Source organism: Euzebyales bacterium (assembly GCA_036374135.1).
Classification (GTDB): Bacteria; Actinomycetota; Nitriliruptoria; order Euzebyales; family JAHELV01; genus JAHELV01.
In genome coordinates this window covers 67,850-89,874 of sequence record DASUUK010000045.1, presented here as the reverse complement: position 1 = coordinate 89,874, position 22,025 = coordinate 67,850, and the positions used below count along the sequence as shown (strand labels likewise).

The following is a 22,025-nucleotide window of genomic DNA, read 5'->3' as shown; positions in this document are numbered from 1 at the left end:
GAGGAGACCTGCGATGCGTACACGCCTGGCAGTGCTGCTGATGCTCGCCCTGTTCCTGCTGTCGGCCTGCGCCAACACCGTCGAGGGTCTGCAGGAGGACACCAACCAGAACATCGACGAGGCCCAGGAGGAGGTCCTGCAGGACGACGGCGAGTAACGTCGCGGGCGGGGCGCACGACAACACGATGCGCCGCGACTAGGCTCACGATCATGCAACCCGCACCGTTCCCGCACGCCCGACCACGCCGCCTGCGCCGGACGCCGGCGCTGCGGACGCTGGTCCGCGAGACCACGTTGACGCCGGACCGCCTCGTCGCCCCGCTGTTCGTCAAGGAGGGCATCTCCGAGCCTCGGCCCGTCGACTCGATGCCCGGGGTCGTGCAGCACACGGTTTCGAGCCTGTGCGACGAGGTCAAGGACCTCCGCGCGGCCGGCGTCGGCGCGGTGCTGCTGTTCGGCGTGCCGGCGCACAAGGACGCCGAGGGGTCCCAGGCCTGGAACGACGATGGGATCCTCCAGCAGGGGCTGCGCGCGCTCCGCGACGATCACGGCGACGGCCTCGTGCTGATCGCGGACACCTGCCTCGACGAGTACACGTCGCACGGTCACTGCGGTCCACTGCGGAACGACGGCACCGTGGACAACGACGCCGCCAACCAGGCGTACGGGCGCGCTGCGGTCAGTCAGGCCACCGCGGGCGCGGACATGGTGGCGCCGTCCGGGATGATGGACGGCCAGGTCGGCGTCATCCGCCATGCCCTTGACGATGCGGGGCACGCGGAGTCCGCCGGGATCATGGCGTACTGCACCAAGTACGCCAGCGCGTTGTACGGGCCGTTCCGCGACGCCGCCGAGTGCGCCCCGCAGTTCGGCGACCGCACGACCTACCAACTCGACCCGGCCAACGGTGACGAAGGCGTGCGCGAGGCGCTGGCCGACGCAGCGGAGGGCGCCGACGTGCTGCTGGTCAAGCCGGCCGTGGCGTACCTCGACCTGGTGTGGCGGGTCAAGCAGGAGACCGGCATGCCGCTCGCCGCGTATCACGTGTCCGGCGAGTACGCGATGATCCACGCCGCCGCCGAGCGAGGCTGGCTCGACGGGGACCGCGCGATGGCCGAGGTGCTGACGTCGGTCGCGCGCGCCGGCGCGGATCTGGTGATCACCTACGCGGCGGGGTGGATGGCGCGCCGCCTGACGAGTGTCTGACACGGGCCCGGCCGGACCCCACGGCGTCGTCGAGGCGCACATCGCGGCGTTCAACGCAGCGGACCTGCCGGCCGTCATGGCCGACATCGCCGACGACGCGGTGTTCTCCGTCGGCGAACAGACGGCCATCGGTGCCCGTGCGATCCGTGCGCTGTTCGCGGACAGCTTCGCGTCGCCGGTCACCGCACGCCTGACGGTGCAACGCATCGTCATCGATGGTGACACGGTGGCATGTGAGCTGACGGAGCAGCTGACCGTCGACGGCGCCGCGCACGACATCGCTGTCGCCGCCTTCTACACCGTCCGCGACGACCGGCTCGTTCGCGTACGCATCTACCGGGACCTCCCTGCGGCCTGACATCGCGCCGCGCACCGGTCGTGCGGCCGGCCGGTCTCCGTCAACCTGAGCGGGGGCCGGCTTTCTGCATGTTCCGATCACGGACGGGACGCCCGTCAACGCGGGGTCGTGTGGCGGAGCATTGCGCGAACGGGCATCGCGGGACGATGGTCCGGTGGCAACGAGGCGGTCGACACGCTGGCCGATTCGACGTGGGTGCGCGGGGCCCCGCGCACCGTCGCGCACTAGGCTCGGCGATGCCCGCTCGAACGAGGAGTCAGACGCCATGCGGTACCGCCAGCTCACACCGGACATCGATGTCAGCGAGATCGGCTTCGGCAACTGGACGGTGACGACGGGGTGGTGGGGCGACTACACCGAGGCCGAGGCGATCGACCTGCACCGCGCCGCCTTCGACGCCGGCATCACGTTCTTCGACACGGCCGACGCCTACGCCGAGGGTTACGCCGAGCAGGTGCTCGGCAAGGCGCTGGCCGGCGTGCGCGATCAGATCGTGATCGGTACGAAGTTCGGCTACGACATCTCCGACGCGTCGACCGCCAGCCGGCGCGGCCAGCAGGAACGCGCGAAGGACTTCTCACTCGACGGGGTCCGCCGGGCACTCGATGACAGCCTCCGTCGTCTCGGGGTCGAGCACATCGACGTGTGGCAGCTGCACAACCCGCGGATGCCCCACATCGATGACGACGCGCTGTTCGAACTGCTGGACGATGCCCGCCGCGCGGGCAAGATCCGCGCCTTCGGCGTTGCGCTCGGCCCCAAGATCGGCTGGCTCGACGAGGGCGTCCACGCCATGCGCACCCGCCAGGTGCCGGCCGTGCAGATGATCTACAACCTGCTCGAGCAGTCGCCGGGCCGCGAGCTGCTGGATGTCGCCGCCGAGACTGGCACGCAGATGATCGTGCGGGTTCCCCACTCCAGCGGGATGCTCGAGGGCAACCTGACCGTCGACACCGTGTTCGACAAGACCGATCACCGCCGACATCGTCCCCGGAGCTGGCTGGTCGAGGGCGTACAGAAGGTCGGCACGCTCGACTTCTTGAAAGAGCCGGGGCGCACGCTCGGGCAGGCGGCGCTGCGCTGGATGCTGGCCGACGACCACGTCGCGACGACCCTGCCCAACATCTACGGCCGCGATCAGATCGCGGAGTTCGCGGGCGCGTCCGACACGCCGGACCTCACCGCCGACGAGCTCGCACGTGTCGCCGCGCTGTACGCCGACAACTTCGGCGTGACGCACATGTCGGACCAGACGACGAAGGTGAACGCCTGACGCACCCGGTGCACTGGGGAGAGTTGTCAACGCGGGGCGGTGGATTGTTCCCCCGGTCGTGGGCGTCGCGCGCCATCTGGGGAGAGTAGTCAACGCGGGGCGGTGGATTGTTCCCCGGTCGTGGGCGTCGCGCGCCATCTGGGGAGAGTTGTCAACGCGGGGCGGTGGATTGTTCCCCGGCTGACGTGGAAGTTCGCGAACGAGGATCAGTGCGATGACGACATCCGAGCAGGCGGCAAGGTCGGCGGAGCTGTTCGCCCGCGCCCAGCGGGTGATCCCCGGTGGGGTCAACTCGCCGGTCCGGGCGTTTCGTGGCGTGGGTGGCACGCCCCGGTTCATCGCCCGTGGTGACGGGGCGTACCTGTACGACGTCGATGGACGCCGCTACATCGACTACGTGAACAGCTGGGGCCCGCTGATCCTGGGCCACGGTCGCCGCGAGGTGGTCGACGCCGCGCGGGACGCGCTGGAGCGTGGGTCGAGCTTCGGCGCGCCGACGGAGGCCGAGGTGGCGCTGGCCGAGGAGATCGTCGCGCGCGTGCCCGGTGTCGATCAGGTGCGGTGCGTGTCCAGCGGCACCGAGGCCACGATGAGCGCGATCCGGTTGGCGCGCGGTGCGACGGGGCGCCCCAAGCTGGTCAAGTTCGCGGGCCACTACCACGGCCACAGCGACGCGCTGCTGGCCGCTGCGGGCAGCGGCGTCGCCACGTTCGGCCTGCCGGACTCGCCCGGCGTCACGCCGGGCGCGGCCGCCGACACGATCGTCGTGCCCTGGAACGACTCCGAGGCGATCGACGCCGTGTTCGCCCGGGTCGGGGCGCAGGTCGCTGTCGTCATCTGTGAGCCCGTCGCGGCCAACATGGGCGTCGTGCCGCCGGAGCCCGGCTTCCTGCAGCACCTGCGCGACGTCACCCGCGCACACGGTGCTCTGCTGCTGTTCGACGAGGTGATGACCGGGTTCCGTCTCGCGCGTGGCGGCGCGAGTGAGGTCTACGGCATCACGCCGGACCTCGTCGCGCTCGGCAAGGTCGTCGGCGGAGGGTTCCCCCTCGCCGCGTTCGGAGGCACCGCCGACGTCATGGCGCAGCTCGCGCCGGTCGGTCCCGTGTATCAGGCCGGCACGCTGTCGGGCAACCCCGTCGCGGTCGCCGCCGGGCTCGCGCAGCTGCGCCTGCTCGACGACGACGTCTACGCGGGTCTCCGGGCGCGTGCGGACCGCGTGCTGGACGGCTTCGCGAAGGCGTTCGCCGAGCACGGCGTGCCCGCCCAGCTGCAACGGGTGCGCTCGCTCGCCGGCGTGTACTTCGCCGACGCCCCCGTCCGCGACTTCGATCAGGCGCGTGCCGCCGACCACGCCCGCTACGCTCGCTTCTTCCACGGCATGCTGGAGCGGGGGGTGTACCTCCCGCCGTCGGGCTACGAGGCGTTCTTCTTCAGCCTCGCCCAGTCCGACGAAGACCTCGAAGCGACAGTGGGCGCGGCCGCTGAGGTGGCCACGACCCTGTAGGCCGCGCCGATCGAGGGCTTGCACACCTGCGACTGGCCGGCGTGTCGCCCGTGGTCCGCGGTGGCTGCTGCGGCACATGCCGCCTGGTGGACCGTGCCACGTCCACCCTCGGTGGAGCGGCGACGACCGCGCACGCGCGCTGGTGCGATCAGCGCCGTAGCGATCCGTCCCGCCAATCGTAGGCTGGCAGGCGCTCCTCACTGCGTCGTCGGGTCAGCGGATGTCCAACGCGCACATCACCCACTGCAACGTCGCGACGCCGCGCTCGAAGGTCGTCGGCAACGGCATCGTGCAGACCGCGATCGACAAGCACCCCACAGACGGGCCGGTCGAGGTCGACATGGAGGGCTTCGTCACCGACCAGGTCGGTGACACACGGCACCACGGCGGCAACGAGCAGGCGCTGTACGCGTTCGCGGGCGAGGACTACGACCACTGGGAGCGCGAGCTCGGGCGTGCGCTGCGGCCAGGGACCTTCGGTGACAACCTCACGACCCGCGGAATCGACGTCAACGCCGCCCTGATCGGTGAGCGCTGGCGCATCGGGACCGTCACCGTCGAGGTCAGCGGCCCGAGGATCCCGTGCGCGACATTCGGGGCACAGGTGGGGGAGCAGGCCTGGCCGAGGCGCTTCGGTGCGCTGGACCGCACAGGTGCGTACCTGCGCGTCATCGCTCCGGGGCGGATCGGTCCCGGTGACGAGATCATCGTGCTCGACCGCCCCGACCACGACGTGACCGTGTCCGACACCCACCGGATCCACCGCCGCGACCGCGGTGAGGCGGCCCGTCTGATCGACCTGCCCGGCCTGGTGTCGTCCATGGCCGCCTGGGCCCGCCGACAGGCCTTCGCGGCGGGCTGACCCCCCGACCGTGTGGCCGCCGTCGTCGCGCCCGACGCCGCCGCTGACGCTCAGCTGCCTGCGCTGCGGTCCTTGGCGCTGATCGCCCGTGGGTCCCAGGTCCCCCGGGCGACCTGGTCACATCGGGACGGATCCGCCGGACGCCCGAGATCGTCGACGTCACGCGGCGCATGGCCGCGCGCGGCGCGCACGTCGTCGCCGTTACCAACGACGACACGAGCCCCCTCGCCACCGTGAGCCACAGCGTCGTCCACCTGGAGGCGGGACGCGAGCGTGCCGTGCCGGCGACCAAGACGTTCACCGCGCAACTGCTCGGCATGGCGGTGATCGCCGACGCCGTCGGCACCGTGCCCTGGGAGGACGATGACTGGGACCGGCTCCCGCACGCCGTCAGCGATGTGCTCGACGACGCCGCCGCGCTCGACACCCCGGCCGCCCGCATGGACCAGGTCCCGGGTCTGCTGGTGACCGGGCGCGGGTTCCTCCTCGCGATCGCCCTGGAGGCTGCGCTCAAGCTCAAGGAGTGCGCCGGGCTGCTCGCGCAGGGGTACTCGACCGCCGATCTGCGTCACGGCCCGATCGCCGTCGTCGAGCGCGACTTCCCGGTCATCGTGCTGTCGTCGCGCGGCGCCACTGCCGCTGACACGGCCGAGCTCATGGCCGAGCTGGGTCAGCGCGCTGCACGCCTCGTCGAGATCGGTCAGCGCGACGAGGCCGACGTCGCTGTTCCTTCCCGGGTACCCGAGGGGCTCGCGCCGGTCCTGACCGCCGTCCGCTGCCAGCAGCTTGCGCTGACGGCGGCGCGCCGTCGCGGTCTGGACCCTGATCACCCCGTTGGGCTGTCCAAGATCACCCGGACCCGCTGACTGCAGGAGGGCCGGCGAGCAGGTCGATGAGCTGTGCGGCGTTGCGCACGCCGTAGTCGGCGTAGCAGTTGTTGAAGATGGCGTGGGTCTCCGATGCCGACTCCGCCAGCTCGGCGACCTTCGGCGCCCACTCCCGCAGTTCCTCGCGCTCGTACAGGTAGCGGAACCGCTCGGCGGCCGAGATGCCGCGCGCCTCCCACGTGTCGGCATTGTGGCCGTGGAAGCGCACGACGGCCAGGTCGGACGTCACGGCCAGCACGGGCGGGACCGAGGAGTCGAAGCCCTGCGGCTCGTCCACGCACACGTACGCCAACCCGTGGTTCTCCAGCTGGCGCAGTGTCCTGGGGCCGCTCTCGCCGGAGAACCAGCTGGCATGGCGGAACTCGACGGCCACGTCGTACTCCGGCAGGCGGTCGGCGAGCGAGTCGAGGAAGCGACGGTTGTCACGGCGGTTGGTGAACCACTTCGGGAACTGCAGGAACACGGCGCCGAGCTTGCCGGCCGAGTGCAGCGGCAGCAGCGCGTCCGCGAACCGCTCGAAGGCCAGGTCCACGCCCGCCTCGGGCAGGTGGGACAGGTAGATCGACGACCGCTCCGCGTGCTCGGCGGGCAGCAGCGCCAGCACGTCGTCCCACACCGCGTCGCGCCGCGCCGGGTGGTGGGTCAGCAGCGCGAACGCCTTGACGTCCATGCGGAAGTCCGCGGGCGTCCGGTCCGTCCACAGGCCGGCCAGCTCCCGTGACGGCGGGTGGTAGTAGGTCGCGTCGACCTCGACGACGTCGAACTGCGAGGCGTAGTACCGCAACCGCTCCTCGGCCGACATCGTCTTCCGCGGGTACCAGTCGCTGTCGCGGGTCAACGTGGGGTCGGTCCACGATGCCGTGCCGACGCGGATGCTCATGGTGCCCCCGTGGTCAGTGCGCGCACGCCGCATCCTAGGGTGACCACGCGACGTCGCTGTCGCGGTGGGCCGCAAGGCGTCGCGGCCGCTCCGCGTGGCCCTGCGACGGCGGCGTGATCTCCGTGCCGGTCCGATCAGGAGCGCAGCGCGTGGTGGCAGCGCAGGATCGCATCGACGGACCGGTCGACGTCGCCCGGGTCGGTCTGCCAGTTCGAGACCGAGATGCGCATCAGGTGCTCGCCGCGCCAGGTGGTGCCGCTCATCCAGCACGTCCCGTCGTCCTGCACGGCGGCGATCAACCGGCCGACGTCGATGTCGTCGAACCCGACGAGCACCTGGTTCAACACGACAGTGGGTCTTGGCCGGAGGTCCGCCGCGTGTTTCGTGGAACCAGGCTCTACGAAGTTGCGGATGTGGACGCCCGGCTGCGCGCCGAGCAGCTCCGCGAACCGTTGCGCCATGGCGCAGCCGCGCTCGACCATGTCGATGACGCCCTGGCGGCCCAAGGACCGCAGCGCCGCCCAGACCGGCACACCGCGTCCGCGCCGGGAGAACTCGGGTGTCCACGTCACGGCGTCCCGCGTGCCTTCGCCGAACTGCAGATAGGTCGACTGGTGGGGATCGGTGCCCAGCGCCGCGGCATGGCTGGCGGGGTGCGCGGTCACCGCGAGCCCGGCGTCGTAGGGGACGTTGAGCCACTTGTGCGCGTCCACGGCCCAGGAGTCGGCACGATCGACCCCGTCGGTCTCATCGCGCAACCGGGGCAGGCACGCGGCCCACAGCCCGAAGGCGCCGTCGACGTGGAGCCAGGCACCGTGGTCGTGTGCGATGTCGCTGAGCGGGCCGACGGGATCGAGCGCCCCGGTGTTCACGTTGCCCATCTGCGCGCACACGATCGCCGGGCCCGCGACGTCGCCGAGAGCCGCCGCGAGGGCGTCCGGGACCATCGCGCCATCAGCGTCGACATCGACGAGCACAGGTCGGGCGCCGAGGCCGACCTGACGCATCGCCCGGTCGATGGACGAGTGCCGTTCGCGCCCCGCCAGCACCGTGACCTCGGGGCCGCCGGCCAGCCCGTCGAGCTCGACGTCCCAACCGGCGGCGGCCAGCACGTGGTGGCGCGCGGCCAGCAGTGCGGTGGTGTTCGCCATCTGCCCGCCGGTCACGAACGCCATCGACGCATCGGGCGGCAGCCGCAACAGGTCGAGCAGCCACGTGCGCGCCACCTCCTCGGCGACGGCCGCGACCGGCCCGATGACGTACAGCCCCGCGTTCTGGTCCCAGACCGGCGTCAGCATGTCGGCTGCCATCGCCGCGGGCAGCGCGCCACCGACCACGAACCCGAAGAACCGTGCCGAGGATGTGGCGATCGTGCCCCGTTCAGCCGTCGCCGCCAGCAGGTCGAGCACGTCGACCGGATCGGAGGCCCCGTCCGGCAGCGGGCCGCCCAGCGCCTCGCGCAGCTCCGCGGTGTCGGCCGCCGGCCGTACCGGGCGTTCGTCGAGGGACGCGAGGTGGCGCCCGGCGTGCGCGCGGACGTGGTCGAGCAGCAGATCCAGACGCGTGGGGTCGGGGCGTGGCATGGACAGCTCCTGACGATCGCTCGGCCGCACGACCGTGACAGTGTCGCCCAGCTGCCGTGGAGCCTGCCACCGGTCGGTGGCGTGCCATCCTTGGTCCCACGATGTCAACCCCGGACGCCTCCGCCCGCACCGACGCCGCCACCGAACCCGCGCCGCAGCCGTCGACCGGTCGCCGCACGATCGTGCTGCTGGCCGTCGTCGCGGCGCTGATCATGGGCGCGATCGTGGTCGTGGCCGCACTGCGTCCGACGGTAACCGACTCCGTGGGCACGGTGACGGCCGACACGCCGCCCCTGCTCGGCGATGCAGGCGCGATGGTCGGGCGGCCGATCCCCGCCGTGACGCTGCCGCCGTTGGCGGACCTCGGCCCGGCCGGCGGTCTGAAGCTGCCGGCGACGGGGAGGCCGATGGTCATCAACTTCTGGGCCAGCTGGTGCGCGCCGTGCGTCCACGAGATGCCGATGCTGCAGCGTGTGGCCGACGACGTGGGTCTGGCGATGGTTGGCGTCGACTACATCGACCAGGCCGACAAGGCGGTCGCGCTCGCCCGCGAACTGGGCATCACCTACCCGCTCGTCACCGACGCCGACGGCGCGTTCGGGCAGGACGTGCAGCTGCTCGGCACGCCTACGACCCTGATCGTCGACGCGGATGGTGTCGTGCGGCGCCAGCTGACGGGCGAGCTCACCGAACAGCAGTTGCGGGCGGCCGTCGACGACGTGCGGTGACCTCTGCGGACGGCGCGCGTGGTTGGCGTGTTCCAGGGGTGATCGGTACAGTTGCGCTACGCCAACGGGCCGGTGTCGGCGTCTGTTGCGACCCGGCAGCGCCACTGGACAAGCGATGAAAGGCCGAACGTGATCGGGGAGTTCTTCGCCAATCTGCCCGATGCGATCGCCGCTCTGTGGAACTTCGGCGACGGCCTCATCGGCCTCGTCCTGATGGTGGTCAGCATCGGCATGGTCATCGGCTTCGCCGTGGCCGCCTACGTCCTGCGGGAGAGGCAGGGCTGGCTGTCGGCGCTGTTCGGCTCGATGGCGGTGCTCCTCGGGCTCTGGTGGGCGCTCGGCATCATCCCCTCGGCCTGGGTCTACTTCGCGGACTCGCAGAAGGACCTGCTGGCCGACTCCATCATCCCCAGCCAGATCGTCATCGGTGATCTCGAGTTCGCGACCAACTTCTACAACGTGTTCCGGGACTCGATCGTGATGATCGAGGCCACCATCGTCCTTGCAGCGGGCGCGTGGCTGATCTTCGCGGTCCAGAAGCGTCTTCCCGGCGGACTCGCTGAGGGCGAGGAGAAGGGACCGACCACCGGTGGCTACAAGTAGACAGGACGGACGCACCCGATGGGCCTGACCGACAAGGGACTGCACCCGACGATCTTCGATGACTACCGCATCGAGACCGTCGACGCCGGATGGCTGCAGGAGCGTGTCAAGCCGAAGCGCCACATCGGGCTGACCGCCGAGCTGTGCATCCTGTGCCGGGCGTGTGAAGATGTGTGCCCCTGGGAGTGCATCTGGATGTTGGCGCCCAACATCGTGGCGGACGCCGAGTCCGACGAGGTGATGACCCTGGCGAACACGGCCTCGGCGGTGTTCGTGATCGACGACAACGAGTGCACGCGGTGCGCGATCTGCGTCGAGCGCTGTCCTTCGGACGCGCTCTGGCTGGGTCGCACCAGCGCGTGACGTCCGACGGAGAGACAGGACGAACCGCGTGGCGAACATCCCCAGCGCCGACGAGCTGAAGAAGCGGCTGCAGGACAACGTCATCTACAAGTCGGTGTTCCGGCCCGGCTCGATCTACCGCAAGGGCTACCGCGACACGTCGCGGGACCGCGCGCTCGCCGCGATGAACAACGTGCTCTACCACCTCCACCCGGTCAAGGTGAAGCGGCACGGGCTGAAGCTGACCTACACCTACTGCCTCGGCGGCACCAGCTTCTTCCTGTTCATCCTGCTGACCGTCACCGGCATCTTCCTCATGTTCTTCTACCGGCCCGCCGCCGGTGCCGGCAGCGAGATCGCCTACCTCGACATGCAGAACCTGCGCGCCAACGTCCAGTTCGGCGACCTGGTCCGCAACATGCACCGCTGGGGTGCCCACCTCATGGTCTTCACGACCTTCCTGCACATGGCGCGGGTCTTCTACCACGGCGCCTACAAGCCACCGCGGGAGTTCAACTGGGTCGTCGGGGTGATCCTGCTGCTGATCACCCTGTTCCTCGCGTTCACCGGCTACCTGCTGCCGTGGGACCAGCTGGCCATCTGGGCCGTCCAGGTCGGAACCAGCATGGCGGGGTTCACACCTGTGTTCGGTCAGCAGATCCAGTTCGCACTGCTCGGTGGGGTCGAGATCGGCCCGGAGACGCTGCTGCGCTGGTACGTGCTCCATGTGCTCGCGCTGCCGTTCATCCTGACGATCTTCCTGGCCGTGCACTTCTGGCGCATCCGCAAGGATGGCGGCATCTCGGGACCGCTGTAAGGGAGGTCGACGATGGCTGACGACCCAGGGATCGACCAGGAGACCTTCGACAAGCTGGTCGCGGAGGGCCAACCCGAGCGCGTCGCCCGCGCGAAGGCCAAGGCGGCCGCCGCGCGCAAGGCGCGCGCCGCCGACGCGTCCGCGGGCAACGGTGGTGGGTCCACCGGCGACGGCGGCGGCGAGACGCCCGAGCAGGTGCAGGAGCGCGTCTTCAACGAGCTCGTCGAGGAGGGCCAGCCCGAGCGCGTCGCGCGCGCCAAGGCCAAGGCCGCGGCCGCCCGCGCCAAGCGGGCCGCCGAGTCGGAGTCCAAGCCCGAACCGGCCAAGCAACCCGCCGGGGCAGGCGCCGGTGCCGGCGCCGCACCTGCCGCCGCCACGACCGGCAACGGCGCGAACGGGGCCGGCAACGGCGCGGGCGTCGCCCTCACGCCGGAGCAGCGCCAGCAGCGGGTCGCCGCGGCGCTCGCCGCGCGGACCGAGGGCGGTCCCCACGAGCGCACGGGTGGGCCCGAGACCAAGTACGCGGGCCAGGAGCACACCCACCGCCTGCTGGCGATGGTGCCGCCGACCGGCATCCAGCAGATCCGCGGCAAGCAGGACGACAAGGCCTACACCTGGCCACACCTGCTGACCGCCGAGTTCGTCTGCCTGATGGCGGTCACGGCGTTCCTGTTCGTGTTCAGCGCACTCGCGCCGGCGCCGCTGCGCGAGCTGGCGAACCCGAACGTCACGCCCAACCCCTCGAAGGCGCCCTGGTACTTCCTGGGCCTGCAGGAGATGCTGCGCTACTGGCACCCGATGATCGCCGGGGTCACCATCCCACTGATCTTCGGCCCACTCGGGCTGATAGCGATCCCCTACCTGGACCGCAACCCGTCGATGAGACCGGAGCGGCGCAAGTTCGCCTACATGCTGTTCACGATGTTCCTCGTCGCGTCGGCGTCGCTGACGATCTCCGGGTCCTTCTTCCGCGGTCCCGGGTTCAACTGGACGTGGCCGTGGACCGACGGCATCTGGTTCACCCTGTGAGGAAGGTGGCGTGATGATGCTCGAGATCCTCACCGCGACGGCCGCCGGGCTGGCGGTCCTCACGTGGGTGCTGCGGCGGTCGACGCCCCGGACCGTGCCGGTACGCGTCCGCAGGGACGCCCCGTCGTCCGCGGCGGTGGACCAGTCGCGCGGCGGTGTGCCGGACAGCGGGCGTGGGCCCCGGGCCGACGGCCGCCTGCTGATGGCGGCGCCACCGGACACCGCCACGGGCGCACAGCCCGCGGCACAGCAGACGGCTCCTGCGGCGAAGAAGCCACCCAAACGCAAGCCCAGCGGCCCGAGCCGCCGTCAGTTCCTCAAGTGGGCCAGTGGCATCGGCTGGCTCGGCGTGCTCGTCGGCTTCGGCGGCGCGAGCCTCGCGTTCATCTGGCCGAACCTGCGTGGCGGGTTCGGCGCCCAGATCCCGGTCGGCTCGCCCGACGACATCCTGGGCGAGATCGACGCCAACGAGGGCCGCGTCGAGTTCCCCGAGGCCCGCTCGCTCATCGTGAAGTACGACGAGAGCCAGGACCCCGACGGTCAGTACGCCGACCTGACCAACGGCACCGGCATCATGGCGCTGTACCAGAAGTGCGTGCACCTGGGCTGCAAGGTCCCGTGGTGCGCCGAGTCGCAGTGGTGGGAGTGCCCCTGCCACGGCTCGAAGTACAACCGGTGGGGCGAGTGGCAGGAAGGGCCGGCACCGCGCGGGCTCGACCGCTTCGTCGTGCAGGAGGTCGAGGGGCAGCTCGTCATCGACACATCGGCCGTGATCACAGGACCGTCGCGTTCGGCGGCCGTGTTCAACCAGCCGCCCGAAGGCCCCCATTGCGTCGACGTATGAGGTCACGCGTTCACGCTGACCTGCCACACACGGAAGGACCGATCTGGTGAGCCCTCTGGTAGCCGTTGCGATCCTGGCCCTGGCGGCCGTGCTCGTACCGGTCGTGCTGTACACGCGCAGCTCGCGCGGGCGCAAGCCGTGGATCGAGGACGTCCCCAGCGCCATGCGTCCCGGCTACTCGGACGAGGAGCTCGAGGGCCGCATCCGCATGCGCTACCTGACGTGGGGTGTGGTGCTGACGATCTTCTTCGCGCTCGCCCTGCCGATCTACTGGGTGCTCGAGCAGCAGCGCCTGTCCGAGGAGGTCGAGGGCTTCTTCACCGTTTCGGTCGAGCGGGGTGAGACGCTGTACGCCGAGAACTGCGCGCAGTGCCATGGCGCGGACGCCAGTGGCGGTGGCGCGCCATCGCCGTACAACCCCGACGAGACCTGGCCGGCCCCGAACCTGACCACCATCGCGGCACGCTACGAGAACAACCCGAACATCACCGACGTCCGCGAGTACATCATCAACACCCTCGCGCAGGGTCGCCCCGGCACGCCGATGCCCACGTGGGGTGCGGCGTACGGCGGACCGTGGAACGACCAGCAGATCGAGGAGGTGGCGGACTTCCTCCTCTCGCGGCAGGTCGACGACACCGCCGAGCCGCAGCAGGCGGCGGCGCTCAGCGGACAGGACCTGTTCGAGGGCAACTGTGCGCGCTGTCACGGCCAGGACGGCCAGAGCGGGGAGGGACGACCCGGACCTTCGTTGGTCGGCGTGTTCGAACGCCACGAGCCCGAGACGGTGCTCGGGATCCTGCGGAACGGGATCTACCTCGGCACCGGCGTGACGATGCCGCCATGGCAGAACGGCTACTTCTACCCGACGAGCCCGGGCGAGGACGACGGCCCGGCGGTCTACGAGGACGCGGCCCTCAACAAGATCATCGACTACCTCGAGACGCTGCAGCCCGATGAGCTGCCCGAGGACGCTGGGCAGTACAGCACGCCCGGCGTCGGTGAGGGCGAGGGCGGCCAGTCCGCTTCGGCCGGTGACGGCGAGGGAGACGCGTGATGCTCGCACTGCACAGGGTCGTGCTCGCGGTCGCGGCGGCCGAGGAGTACGTCCCGCCCGACGACTGGCGGGGTGCGATCGCGCTGCCGGCCGCCATCGTCATCTTCTTCGGCGCGATCTTCCTGCTGCTCAAGAGCAACCTGGGCACCCGTCGCGCCTACCTCGTCGAGGCGTCCACGTTCTTCGGGTTCATGTTGATCCTGAGCCTGTTCTGGGGCTTCGGTGCACCCGGCACGCCACGCAACACGGGACCGCAGTCGCTGCCGGGCCAGCCGGCCGACTACTACACGCCGAAGTGGGTCGCCTTCGCCCCCGACAGCACGTTGGCGCAGGAGCGCTTCGGTGTGGTCAACCAGTTCCCGGAGGGCTTCCAGGAGGAGGCCGGCAGTGCTGGCGCTGAGGAAGGTGCCGACGGCGCCCAGGAGGGCGGCGGCGAGGGCGAGGCCGACACTGAAGGCGCCGACGACAGCGCAGCCGGCGGTGCCGACGAGATCGGGGCGTTCTTCCGCGAGGAGCGAGGCGGCGAGCAGTTGATCGGCGACGACTGGGTCGTCGCCGGAGCACCGCTCGTGGCGACCGCGGAGGGCGGCGAGAAGGTTGTCGGCGCGACCTTCGCCAAGCCGTTCGCGTTCGACGACGCGGGCGAGGTCCCGACCGGTCCGGACGGGCAGCCGCTGTTCAGCGAAGAGGACGTCGGGCAGCCGATCCCCGAGGACTTCGAGGTGCCGGCAGGTGCGGACAGCGCTGTGACCGAGCTGCTGACCCCCGAGACCTACACGGCGTTCGCGTTCTTCGATCCCGGGTTCGCGTTCTTCCCGTCGCTGGTGATGATCATCATCTCGTTCGTCGGGTTCGTCCTGCACGCGTTGCTGCTGGGCTGGGACGAGAACCGCGAGAAGGAACGCAACGTCGAGGAGCTCGTCATCGAGCGCGAGCCGGTGGGCGCCAGCCGCTAGTTCCCGGGAGACGTGGCACGTGGCGCCGGACGCCCGCGGCCTAGACTGGCCTGCCATGCGCCGCACCGTGCTCGTGATCGTGCTCCTGGGCGTGCTGACGGCCGGGTGCTCGCTGGCGACCGCATCGACGGACGGCGGCGGCTTCGTCGCGGCCGACGGCACGACCGACATCGCGGCGGCCGAGCGCGAGCCCGCACCCGACGTGAGCGGTCCCACGCTGGACGGGTCGACCCTGGCGCTCAGCGACCTCGACGGACCCGTGGTCATCAACTTCTGGGCGTCGTGGTGCGGGCCGTGCGCCGCCGAGGCGCCCCATCTCGCATCGATCGCGGAGACCTACGGCGAGAAGGGCGTGTCGGTCGTAGGCGTGAACGTGCGGGACACCACCACCAACGCGCGCGCCTTCGAGCGCGAGCACGGCATCGCATATCCGTCGTGGGACGACGAGAGCGCATCGATCGCCTCGCAGTTCGGCGCGCTGGGTCCCGCCGGGTTGCCCAGCACGGTGCTGCTCGACGCCGACCATCGGGTCGCGAGCCGGCTGTTCGGCGCCGTCACCGCACGGCAGCTCGCCCCCCGGCTCGACGGTCTGCTGGCCGAGGCCGGCTGAGGTGCTGGAAGGCATCGGACCACCATGGTGTTGTCACTGATGCAGGCATTCAACGACCCGACGTGGGAGCGCGCGTGATCCGACGCAGCCACGACGACGGTGGTCGGCGATGACACCTGGTGAGCTGATCACCGACGCCAACGTGCTGGTCGCCGCAACGGTGGCGTTCGCGGCGGGCATCGTCTCGTTCGCCTCGCCGTGCGTCGTGCCGCTGGTGCCCGGCTACCTGTCGTACATGACCGGGCTGTCGGCGTCGGAGATCTCGGCGTCGGGCGGCAGTCGGATGCGGGTGCTGGCCGGCGGGCTGCTGTTCGTCTTTGGCTTCGCGATCCCGTTCAGCCTGCTCGGTCTGCTCGGTGGCAGCCTGTCCGCGACATTGCAGAGCCGCGGCTGGCAGATCGTGCTCGGCGTGCTGGTCGCGGCGTTGGGACTCGCCTTCACCGGCCTGCTGCCGTTCGATCTGCTGCGGCGCGAGGCGCGTGTGACAGATCAGGCGATCGATCGTGGCGTCCTCGGCGCCATGCCACTGGGATTCGTGTTCGGTGTCGGCTGGACCCCGTGCATCGGACCGGCGCTGTCGGCGATCTTCGCGCTGTCGGCGGCCACAGGTGGCACAGCCGTGCGTGGCGGCGTGCTCGGCTTCATCTACGCGATCGGCCTCGGTGTGCCGTTCATCCTGATGGGACTGGCGTTCCAGCGGGCGGGCAGCGCACTGAGCTTCCTGCGCCGCCACGCCCGCGCCATCCAGGTGGGCGGTGGGATCCTGCTGATGCTGGTCGGCGTGGCGATCGCGACCGGGCTGTGGAACGCGTTCATCCAGCGGCTCCTGCCGGTCATCGGGGGTTTCGAGACGGTGCTCTGACGCTCCCGGGTGGGGATGCGCCCGTACGGGCGGCATAGGGTGGGGGCCGATGGCCGAGACGACCACGCGAACGACCGACCCCGGCCCCGCCCAGCCCCCGCCTTCGGGTTGGGAGAGACTGCCGATGATCCCCGGTCCCTGGGAGACCGTGGTCATCGCCTGGCGCCGCCTCCAGCGCATGTCGACCGCCCTGATCCTGTTGTTCTCGCTGGCCATCGCGTCCGTCGTCGCGACGTTCATCCCACAGGAGCCGCTGGTCCCCGAGACGGTCGCGCAGTGGCGCACCGGTGCGGCGGGACCCGGCAGCGACGTCGCACGCGTGCTCGACGGCGCCGGCATGTTCGACGTGTTCGCGTCGTGGTGGTTCGCCACGCTCACAGCCCTGCTGCTGATCAGCCTGACCGGCTGCCTGCTGCCGCGGTACCGCGCGTTCATCAGGACCGTCCGACGGCAGCCGGTCGCCGGCCGCAACCTGACGCGGCTGAGCAACACGACCACGTTGACGACCCACGCCGATCCGAACGCCGCGCTGACGGCGGTCGATGCGGTGCTCGCGCGACGGCGGCTGCGGCGTCGACGCCTGGCCGCGGAGGAGACCGCCTCCGGTCACGCGCAGATCGCTGCCGAGGGGGGCCACTGGCGCGAGGGCGGCAACCTGCTGTTCCACACGGCCTTCTACGTGCTGCTGATCGGCGTGGCGGTCGCGCAGTTGTTCGGCTTCACCGGGCAGATCAACGTCGTCGAAGGCACGACGTTCACCGACACGCGCATCGTGTACGGCAACATCCGGGCGGGACGGTGGTTCGGCATCGACGATCACCGCGGGTTCCAGGTGCGCCTCGACGACTTCGACGTCACCTACCACGGCAGCGGCGTCCCCGACGACTTCATCTCGACGGTCACGATCCTCGACGAGGGCGAGGTCGCACGCGAGGGCTCCACGATCCGGGTCAACCATCCGCTGCGCTACGACGGCATGAAGCTGTTCCAGTTGCGGTTCGGAATGGCCCCCCGCGTGATCGTACGGGCCGGCGACACCGTCCTGTTCGACGACAGCGTCATGCTCGGAGACAACGGCGGCGTGTGGACGGGCACCGCCAAGGTGAAGACCAGCGGACCGGACCAGATCGCGCTCGACCTGGCGCTGCTGCCGGACTTCGGGCTCGATGCCCGGGGGCGACCGATCTCGCGCAGCCCGAGCGCCGACAACCCCGTCCTGTTCGCCGACCTGTGGGTCGGCGACCTGGGCCTGGAGCGCCCGATCGATGCGAGCCGGTTCATCCGCGACGGCGAGCCCGTCGCCGGCGTGTCGCTCGTCCCCGGCGGCACGAGCGATCCGTTGGTGGGCAACCTCACGGTCGAGTTCGCCGAGTTGCCGATGTGGTCCGGGTTCCAGGTGTCGCACGCCCCGGGGCGCTGGACGATGCTGGTCGGCTCCACGCTGCTGCTGATCGGGCTCGTGTCGTCGCTGTACAGCTACCGCCGCCGGGTGTGGGCCGAGGCGTGGCGTGACGACGACGGGACCACACGGGTCGTCATCGCCGGCGTCGCGCTGCAGCGTAAAGTGGCGTTCGCCGAAGCGTTCGCCGCGCTGGCCGACGAGGCGCGTGCCGACCTGACGACCTCGGACGCTCGCCCCGCACGGGAGACCACGATGAGCGATGCACACCATGGCTGAGTTGTCCGACACCTTGTTCTACGTCGCGCTCGGCGTGTACGTGCTGGCGATGGTCGCCTACTTCTTCGCGATGGCGTTCACGCGGGTGACCGTGGACGGTGTCCTGTCGTCGACAGCCGCGGGCACGCGGGCAGGACGTGTCGGGACGGTGCTGGCCCTGTTCGGGCTGACCACACACCTCGGCAGCAGCGTGCTGCGGGGGCTGGAGACTGGGCGCATCCCGCTCGGCAACATGTTCGAGTACTCGTCGGTCATCGCGCTGCTCGCGGTCGCGGGCGGCCTGTTCGTCGTCCAGGCCCGGTGGGGCCACGTCCACTTGATGGGGTTCGTGCTCGCGGGCGCGACCTTGATGATGGGATCGGGCTGGCTGTTGTTCGTGCCGGCGGGCCCCCTGGTGCCGGCGCTCGAGAGCTACTGGTTCAACATCCACGTGACCGCGATGGTCGGCTCCGCCGCGATCTTCATGCTCGCGTTCCTGGCGACGGCGCTGTACCTCGCGCGCGACACGGCCGAGCGCCGCGTCGCCGCGCGGTCGGGTCAGCGCTTCGGTGCCGGCACCGTCGGTGCCGCGAGCGTGGACGTCGGTGACGGTCGTGACGCGGTGACGGCCGATTCGGTCGTCGCGTCCCCGCTCGAGCTGCGTCGGGCGCTGTCGCCGGGGTGGTTCGTCGCGCTGCCCGCGATCCTGCTCGGCCTGTACGGCTCCCAGGGTGGAGCGCGTGGCGTCGTCGGCGCGGCCGCCGTCGGTGGTGCTCTGGGCGGCTGGGCGTGGTACGCCATGCCGCACCTGCCGTCCGCCGGGGAGCTCGACACGTTGGCGTACCGCATCACCGCGTTCGCCATGCCGATCTACACGTTCGGCGTCATCTGCGGTGCGATCTGGGCCGAGGAGGCCTGGGGCCGGTACTGGGGCTGGGACCCCAAGGAGACGGGCGCGTTCTTCACGTGGGTGCTCTACGCCGCCTACCTGCACGCCCGGGCGACCTATGGTTGGCGCGGCCGCCGTGCCGCGTGGGTCGGCATCACCGCGTACGTCGCGCTGCTGGTGACCTACTTCGTCGTGAACCTGGTCGTGGTCGGACTGCACTCGTACGCGACCTGACGTCCCGCCGCGCGAGGCCGGGCCGGGTTGGATGACTCGACGGCGCCGCATGTCCCGATGAGGGATAGGTCTGGTCCGCACAGGGGTATGGTCATCCCAGGTCAACCAGCACAGGTGTCGATCACGTGGATGATCCGCCACGTGCCACAGCACTGGGGTGCCGGCCGCGCCGGGGGGTCGGTCGGCACCCCTTCACTCGCGGACGGACCGGCGCGCCGTCCTACCGCGCGTACAGCTCCGACGGCCGCATCACGCCCTTGCCGTCGCGTGCGAGCACGACCACCTCGTCGGGCTCGGCGTACGGTGCCTCCCGCAGCAACTCGCCGAGGCGTCGTCGCTCGCGGTCGATGTCGGCGTTCGTGGTCCATTGCGCGGTGCCCGCAGCGACCGCGGCACCCCCCGCGAGGGCGAGGGCGTCGACCTCACCGTCCCCGGTGGTCGACCACCACGGTCCGCAGTCGGCCTGGTGCTCGTCGGCGAGCACGGACCGGAGGACGGCACGGAGGCTGCGCTGCTGGCTGGCCGCCAGCGTCGGCCGGTTCGCTGCCAGCACGCCAGCGCCGCGACCGAGTTCGAACGCTTCGCGATGCGGGAGCACGACCGCCAGCCACAGCCGCAGGAACGCATCCCGGACCTCGTAGCGGACCCGCCGCGTGCGTCGCGGATCCTCGCCGACAGGTGTGATCCGGTCGACGAGCCGGAGCGCCTCGAGCAGCGCCAGCGCCTCGCTGGTCGACGCCGGTGCGAGACCGGTCCGCTGCCGCAGCGTCGAGAAGTTGTCGGCGCCGAGCGCGATGAGCTCGAGCACGCGGGCGGCGGCCGAGCCCGGCGTGAGCTCCTGCAGCACGACGGTGCCCTCGTCACCCAGCGGTGCGCCGGGACCGTCCAGCAGTTCGGTCAGGTTGGTCAGAATGTCCTCACGGGGATCCCACAGCGTGAGGTAGCGCGGCATGCCGCCGAGCGTGCAGTACGCCTCGAGCCACGTGTCGGGATCGTCGCCACCGACCAGGAGCGGGGCCTCGAGCCACGTGAACGGTGCCAGTCGCAGGTGGGCGTCGGCACGTCCGAACAGCGGTGCGTCGGCGGAGACCAGATCCTCCATCAGCCCGACGTGGCTGCCGGCCAGCACGATCGACAGCCGGCTGTCGCCGCGGTGGTCCCACCGTGCCTGCAAGGTGCTCGGCAGCGTCGCATCCCCTTCGCACAGGTACGGGAACTCGTCGATGACGAGCAGCAGCGGCTCGGCGCGGCCCCGCGCCAGCAGGTAGCCCAGCGCGGCGTCCCAGCTCGGGAGGTGGCCGAGGTCGAGCAGGTCCCCGGGCTGTGGCGGCAGCGTGGCACGGATGCGCTCCTCGAGGCGGCGCAGGGCCTCGCCGATGGGGGCGCGTGTTCCGGGAAGGAAGATCGCCCGTCGCGACGATGCGAAACGATCGATCAGCGCCGTCTTCCCGACGCGGCGACGCCCCGAGACGATCGCCATGCCGCCGCTGTCGCCGCAGGCGCGCTCGAGTGACCGCAGCTCGCGTTCACGGTTGACGAACGTCTGCCGGACCCGCACGGCGACGTCCGGCCTCGGATGCGGCGCCGCGACATCTTCCATGCCCGGTGAGTGTGCCATCCTCGGCCTCCGTGCTGCGCGAGGCGCTGCGGCCACCGATGTTCGTCATCGCCGAACTTCGGGGTTGGTGAAGTAATGGTACCGCCTGGCCATCCGCCACAGTCCGCGTGTCCCGTTGCGCAGCAGGCGCACCCCGTGACGGCCGCTACCGTTGAGGTCCTCGGGTGGCGAGGAGCGGGACATGTCGAGATCCGCGGCGGGAGCGCTGTCTGCGCTGCTCGGCGCGCTGCTCGGTGTCGGCCTGCTCGTCGTGCTCGAGCAGCCACGGGACGGGTCGGAGGCGATCGCTCCACTGGCGGCGGCGGCCACCGCGGCGCCGTCGTCGGCGCCCGCCCCGAGCGGAGGGCCGACAGCCGCGCCCGTCGCCACCCCTGCCCGGGTGGTCATCCCGAGCATCGACGTCGATGCCGACCTCGTCGCGGTCGGCCTGAACCCCGATCGCTCCATGGAGGTGCCCGACTTCGGCGAGGCGGGCTGGTACGAGCCCGGACCCCGCCCGGGGGAGGTCGGGCCCGCGGTCATCACCGCCCACGTCGACTCGGTCGACGGACCGGACGTGTTCCACCGCTTGACCGACCTGGCGGTTGGCGACCAGATCACGGTCGAGCGCGCCGACGGCACGAGCGCGGTGTTCGTCATGCGCCGCGCGGAGCAGCAACTCAAGGAGGAGTTGCCCGTCGAACGCATCTGGGCCGAGACCGACGAGCCGGTCCTGCGGTTGATCACGTGCGGCGGCGAGTTCGACGAGGCGCGTCGCAGCTACCGTTCGAACGTGATCGTGTACGCCCGTACTGCGGGTGCCTGACCGGCGTCAGTCCTCGTCGGGATCCAGGGTCGACGGGCCGCTACCGGCCATCGTCCCACGCGACCGGTTGGCGATGCCGGCCCACAGCGCGGCCGCGAGGAACACGACGATGCCCAGCACCAGCACCCACGGGGAGCGGAACACAAAGACCGACGCGGCGATCAGAGCACCGATCGCCATCAGCACGATCGGACCGTTGCTGCTGGCCGCGGTCGACCCGTAGGGGCCGGCGCCCGGCTCGGTGAGCGCGTGGGTCTCGTGGTCGGGCAGCCTGGCGAAGTCGGACTTGGCGTCGCGCTCCTTGATGCGGTCGGCGCTCTGCTCGACGGGAGGGGGAACCTGATGCTCGTCGGCCACCGCGTCGTGCCTTCCGGGAGATCGTCTGATCGGTCAGTACGACGATAGCGGCCGCGGGGCC

General features: G+C 70.8%; 24 protein-coding genes. 20 read left to right on the top strand and 4 right to left on the bottom strand.

All coding sequences use genetic code 11. The annotated features are described in order from the left end of the window. The first annotated feature begins 13 nt into the window (after nucleotides 1–13). The 7 genes from VFZ70_08155 (at nucleotide 14) to VFZ70_08125 (ending at nucleotide 6,072) form a co-directional block, all read left to right on the top strand. A complete protein-coding gene (locus tag VFZ70_08155) occupies nucleotides 14–157 on the top strand; it encodes a hypothetical protein (GenBank protein HEX6255771.1) in 144 nt (47 codons plus the stop codon). Nucleotides 158–210: 53 nt separating this feature from the next. Then, nucleotides 211–1,206 carry a porphobilinogen synthase gene (gene hemB / locus VFZ70_08150; GenBank protein HEX6255770.1) on the top strand — a complete coding sequence of 332 codons (996 nt, stop codon included), beginning with the start codon at nucleotides 211–213 and terminating at the stop codon, nucleotides 1,204–1,206. Further along, nucleotides 1,199–1,564 carry a nuclear transport factor 2 family protein gene (locus tag VFZ70_08145; protein HEX6255769.1) on the top strand — a complete coding sequence of 122 codons (366 nt, stop codon included), beginning with the start codon at nucleotides 1,199–1,201 and terminating at the stop codon, nucleotides 1,562–1,564. The genes hemB and VFZ70_08145 overlap by 8 nt, the downstream gene beginning before the upstream one ends. A gap of 265 nt (nucleotides 1,565–1,829) precedes the next feature. Then, the gene (locus VFZ70_08140) at nucleotides 1,830–2,837 is read left to right on the top strand and encodes an aldo/keto reductase (protein HEX6255768.1); all 1,008 of its coding nucleotides are present in this window, start codon (nucleotides 1,830–1,832) and stop codon (nucleotides 2,835–2,837) included. Nucleotides 2,838–3,051: 214 nt separating this feature from the next. After that, on the top strand, nucleotides 3,052–4,344 hold the full coding sequence (hemL, locus tag VFZ70_08135) for a glutamate-1-semialdehyde 2,1-aminomutase (protein ID HEX6255767.1): 1,293 nt from the start codon (nucleotides 3,052–3,054) through the stop codon (nucleotides 4,342–4,344). A 220-nt stretch (nucleotides 4,345–4,564) separates the two neighbouring features. Next, a complete protein-coding gene (locus VFZ70_08130) occupies nucleotides 4,565–5,206 on the top strand; it encodes an MOSC domain-containing protein (protein ID HEX6255766.1) in 642 nt (213 codons plus the stop codon). A 113-nt stretch (nucleotides 5,207–5,319) separates the two neighbouring features. Then, nucleotides 5,320–6,072 carry an SIS domain-containing protein gene (locus tag VFZ70_08125; protein HEX6255765.1) on the top strand — a complete coding sequence of 251 codons (753 nt, stop codon included), beginning with the start codon at nucleotides 5,320–5,322 and terminating at the stop codon, nucleotides 6,070–6,072. Here VFZ70_08125 and VFZ70_08120 read toward each other — a convergent pair. Next, nucleotides 6,056–6,973, bottom strand: a complete 918-nt coding sequence (locus tag VFZ70_08120; GenBank protein ID HEX6255764.1) for a DUF72 domain-containing protein — start codon at nucleotides 6,971–6,973, stop codon at nucleotides 6,056–6,058. The genes VFZ70_08125 and VFZ70_08120 overlap by 17 nt on opposite strands. A 134-nt stretch (nucleotides 6,974–7,107) precedes the next feature. Beyond that, nucleotides 7,108–8,556, bottom strand: coding sequence for a pyridoxal-dependent decarboxylase (locus VFZ70_08115; protein HEX6255763.1), 1,449 nt, complete (start codon nucleotides 8,554–8,556; stop codon nucleotides 7,108–7,110). Between the two features lie 101 nt (nucleotides 8,557–8,657). Between VFZ70_08115 and VFZ70_08110 the strand changes: the two genes are divergently transcribed. From VFZ70_08110 to ccsB, 12 genes are all read left to right on the top strand, one after another. Continuing rightward, nucleotides 8,658–9,284 (top strand): TlpA disulfide reductase family protein, encoded by a 627-nt coding sequence (locus VFZ70_08110; protein ID HEX6255762.1) that lies wholly within the window; start codon nucleotides 8,658–8,660, stop codon nucleotides 9,282–9,284. Nucleotides 9,285–9,413: 129 nt separating this feature from the next. Next, nucleotides 9,414–9,887, top strand: a complete 474-nt coding sequence (locus tag VFZ70_08105; protein HEX6255761.1) for a hypothetical protein — start codon at nucleotides 9,414–9,416, stop codon at nucleotides 9,885–9,887. Nucleotides 9,888–9,905: 18 nt separating this feature from the next. Continuing rightward, complete coding sequence (locus tag VFZ70_08100) at nucleotides 9,906–10,250, top strand: 4Fe-4S binding protein (GenBank protein HEX6255760.1); 345 nt, start codon at nucleotides 9,906–9,908, stop codon at nucleotides 10,248–10,250. A gap of 28 nt (nucleotides 10,251–10,278) precedes the next feature. Beyond that, nucleotides 10,279–11,046, top strand: a complete 768-nt coding sequence (extP, locus tag VFZ70_08095) for a selenite/tellurite reduction operon b-type cytochrome ExtP (protein HEX6255759.1) — start codon at nucleotides 10,279–10,281, stop codon at nucleotides 11,044–11,046. Between the two features lie 12 nt (nucleotides 11,047–11,058). Continuing rightward, entirely contained in the window at nucleotides 11,059–12,075 is a 1,017-nt protein-coding gene (locus VFZ70_08090) for a hypothetical protein (GenBank protein ID HEX6255758.1), read from the top strand. Between the two features lie 13 nt (nucleotides 12,076–12,088). Further along, nucleotides 12,089–12,919, top strand: a complete 831-nt coding sequence (locus VFZ70_08085) for a Rieske 2Fe-2S domain-containing protein (GenBank protein HEX6255757.1) — start codon at nucleotides 12,089–12,091, stop codon at nucleotides 12,917–12,919. A gap of 46 nt (nucleotides 12,920–12,965) precedes the next feature. Continuing rightward, nucleotides 12,966–13,976, top strand: coding sequence for a c-type cytochrome (locus tag VFZ70_08080; protein ID HEX6255756.1), 1,011 nt, complete (start codon nucleotides 12,966–12,968; stop codon nucleotides 13,974–13,976). Then, the gene (locus tag VFZ70_08075; protein HEX6255755.1) at nucleotides 13,976–14,932 is read left to right on the top strand and encodes a hypothetical protein; all 957 of its coding nucleotides are present in this window, start codon (nucleotides 13,976–13,978) and stop codon (nucleotides 14,930–14,932) included. Before VFZ70_08080 ends, VFZ70_08075 begins: the two co-directional genes overlap by 1 nt. 55 nt (nucleotides 14,933–14,987) lie before the next feature. Beyond that, nucleotides 14,988–15,542 carry a TlpA disulfide reductase family protein gene (locus VFZ70_08070; GenBank protein HEX6255754.1) on the top strand — a complete coding sequence of 185 codons (555 nt, stop codon included), beginning with the start codon at nucleotides 14,988–14,990 and terminating at the stop codon, nucleotides 15,540–15,542. Between the two features lie 109 nt (nucleotides 15,543–15,651). Next, entirely contained in the window at nucleotides 15,652–16,404 is a 753-nt protein-coding gene (locus VFZ70_08065; GenBank protein ID HEX6255753.1) for a cytochrome c biogenesis protein CcdA, read from the top strand. Nucleotides 16,405–16,528: 124 nt separating this feature from the next. Then, a complete protein-coding gene (locus VFZ70_08060) occupies nucleotides 16,529–18,082 on the top strand; it encodes a cytochrome c biogenesis protein ResB (protein ID HEX6255752.1) in 1,554 nt (517 codons plus the stop codon). Beyond that, on the top strand, nucleotides 18,075–19,184 hold the full coding sequence (gene ccsB / locus VFZ70_08055; protein ID HEX6255751.1) for a c-type cytochrome biogenesis protein CcsB: 1,110 nt from the start codon (nucleotides 18,075–18,077) through the stop codon (nucleotides 19,182–19,184). The genes VFZ70_08060 and ccsB overlap by 8 nt, the downstream gene beginning before the upstream one ends. Before the next feature lie 220 nt (nucleotides 19,185–19,404). Here ccsB and VFZ70_08050 read toward each other — a convergent pair whose 3' ends face one another. Continuing rightward, nucleotides 19,405–20,802, bottom strand: coding sequence for an ATP-binding protein (locus VFZ70_08050; GenBank protein HEX6255750.1), 1,398 nt, complete (start codon nucleotides 20,800–20,802; stop codon nucleotides 19,405–19,407). Between the two features lie 181 nt (nucleotides 20,803–20,983). Between VFZ70_08050 and VFZ70_08045 the strand changes: the two genes are divergently transcribed. Then, nucleotides 20,984–21,607, top strand: a complete 624-nt coding sequence (locus tag VFZ70_08045) for a class F sortase (GenBank protein ID HEX6255749.1) — start codon at nucleotides 20,984–20,986, stop codon at nucleotides 21,605–21,607. 6 nt (nucleotides 21,608–21,613) lie between these two features. Here VFZ70_08045 and VFZ70_08040 read toward each other — a convergent pair whose 3' ends face one another. After that, nucleotides 21,614–21,964: a hypothetical protein gene (locus VFZ70_08040; GenBank protein HEX6255748.1), complete on the bottom strand. Its 351-nt coding sequence runs from the start codon at nucleotides 21,962–21,964 to the stop codon at nucleotides 21,614–21,616. Nucleotides 21,965–22,025 lie beyond the last annotated feature (61 nt).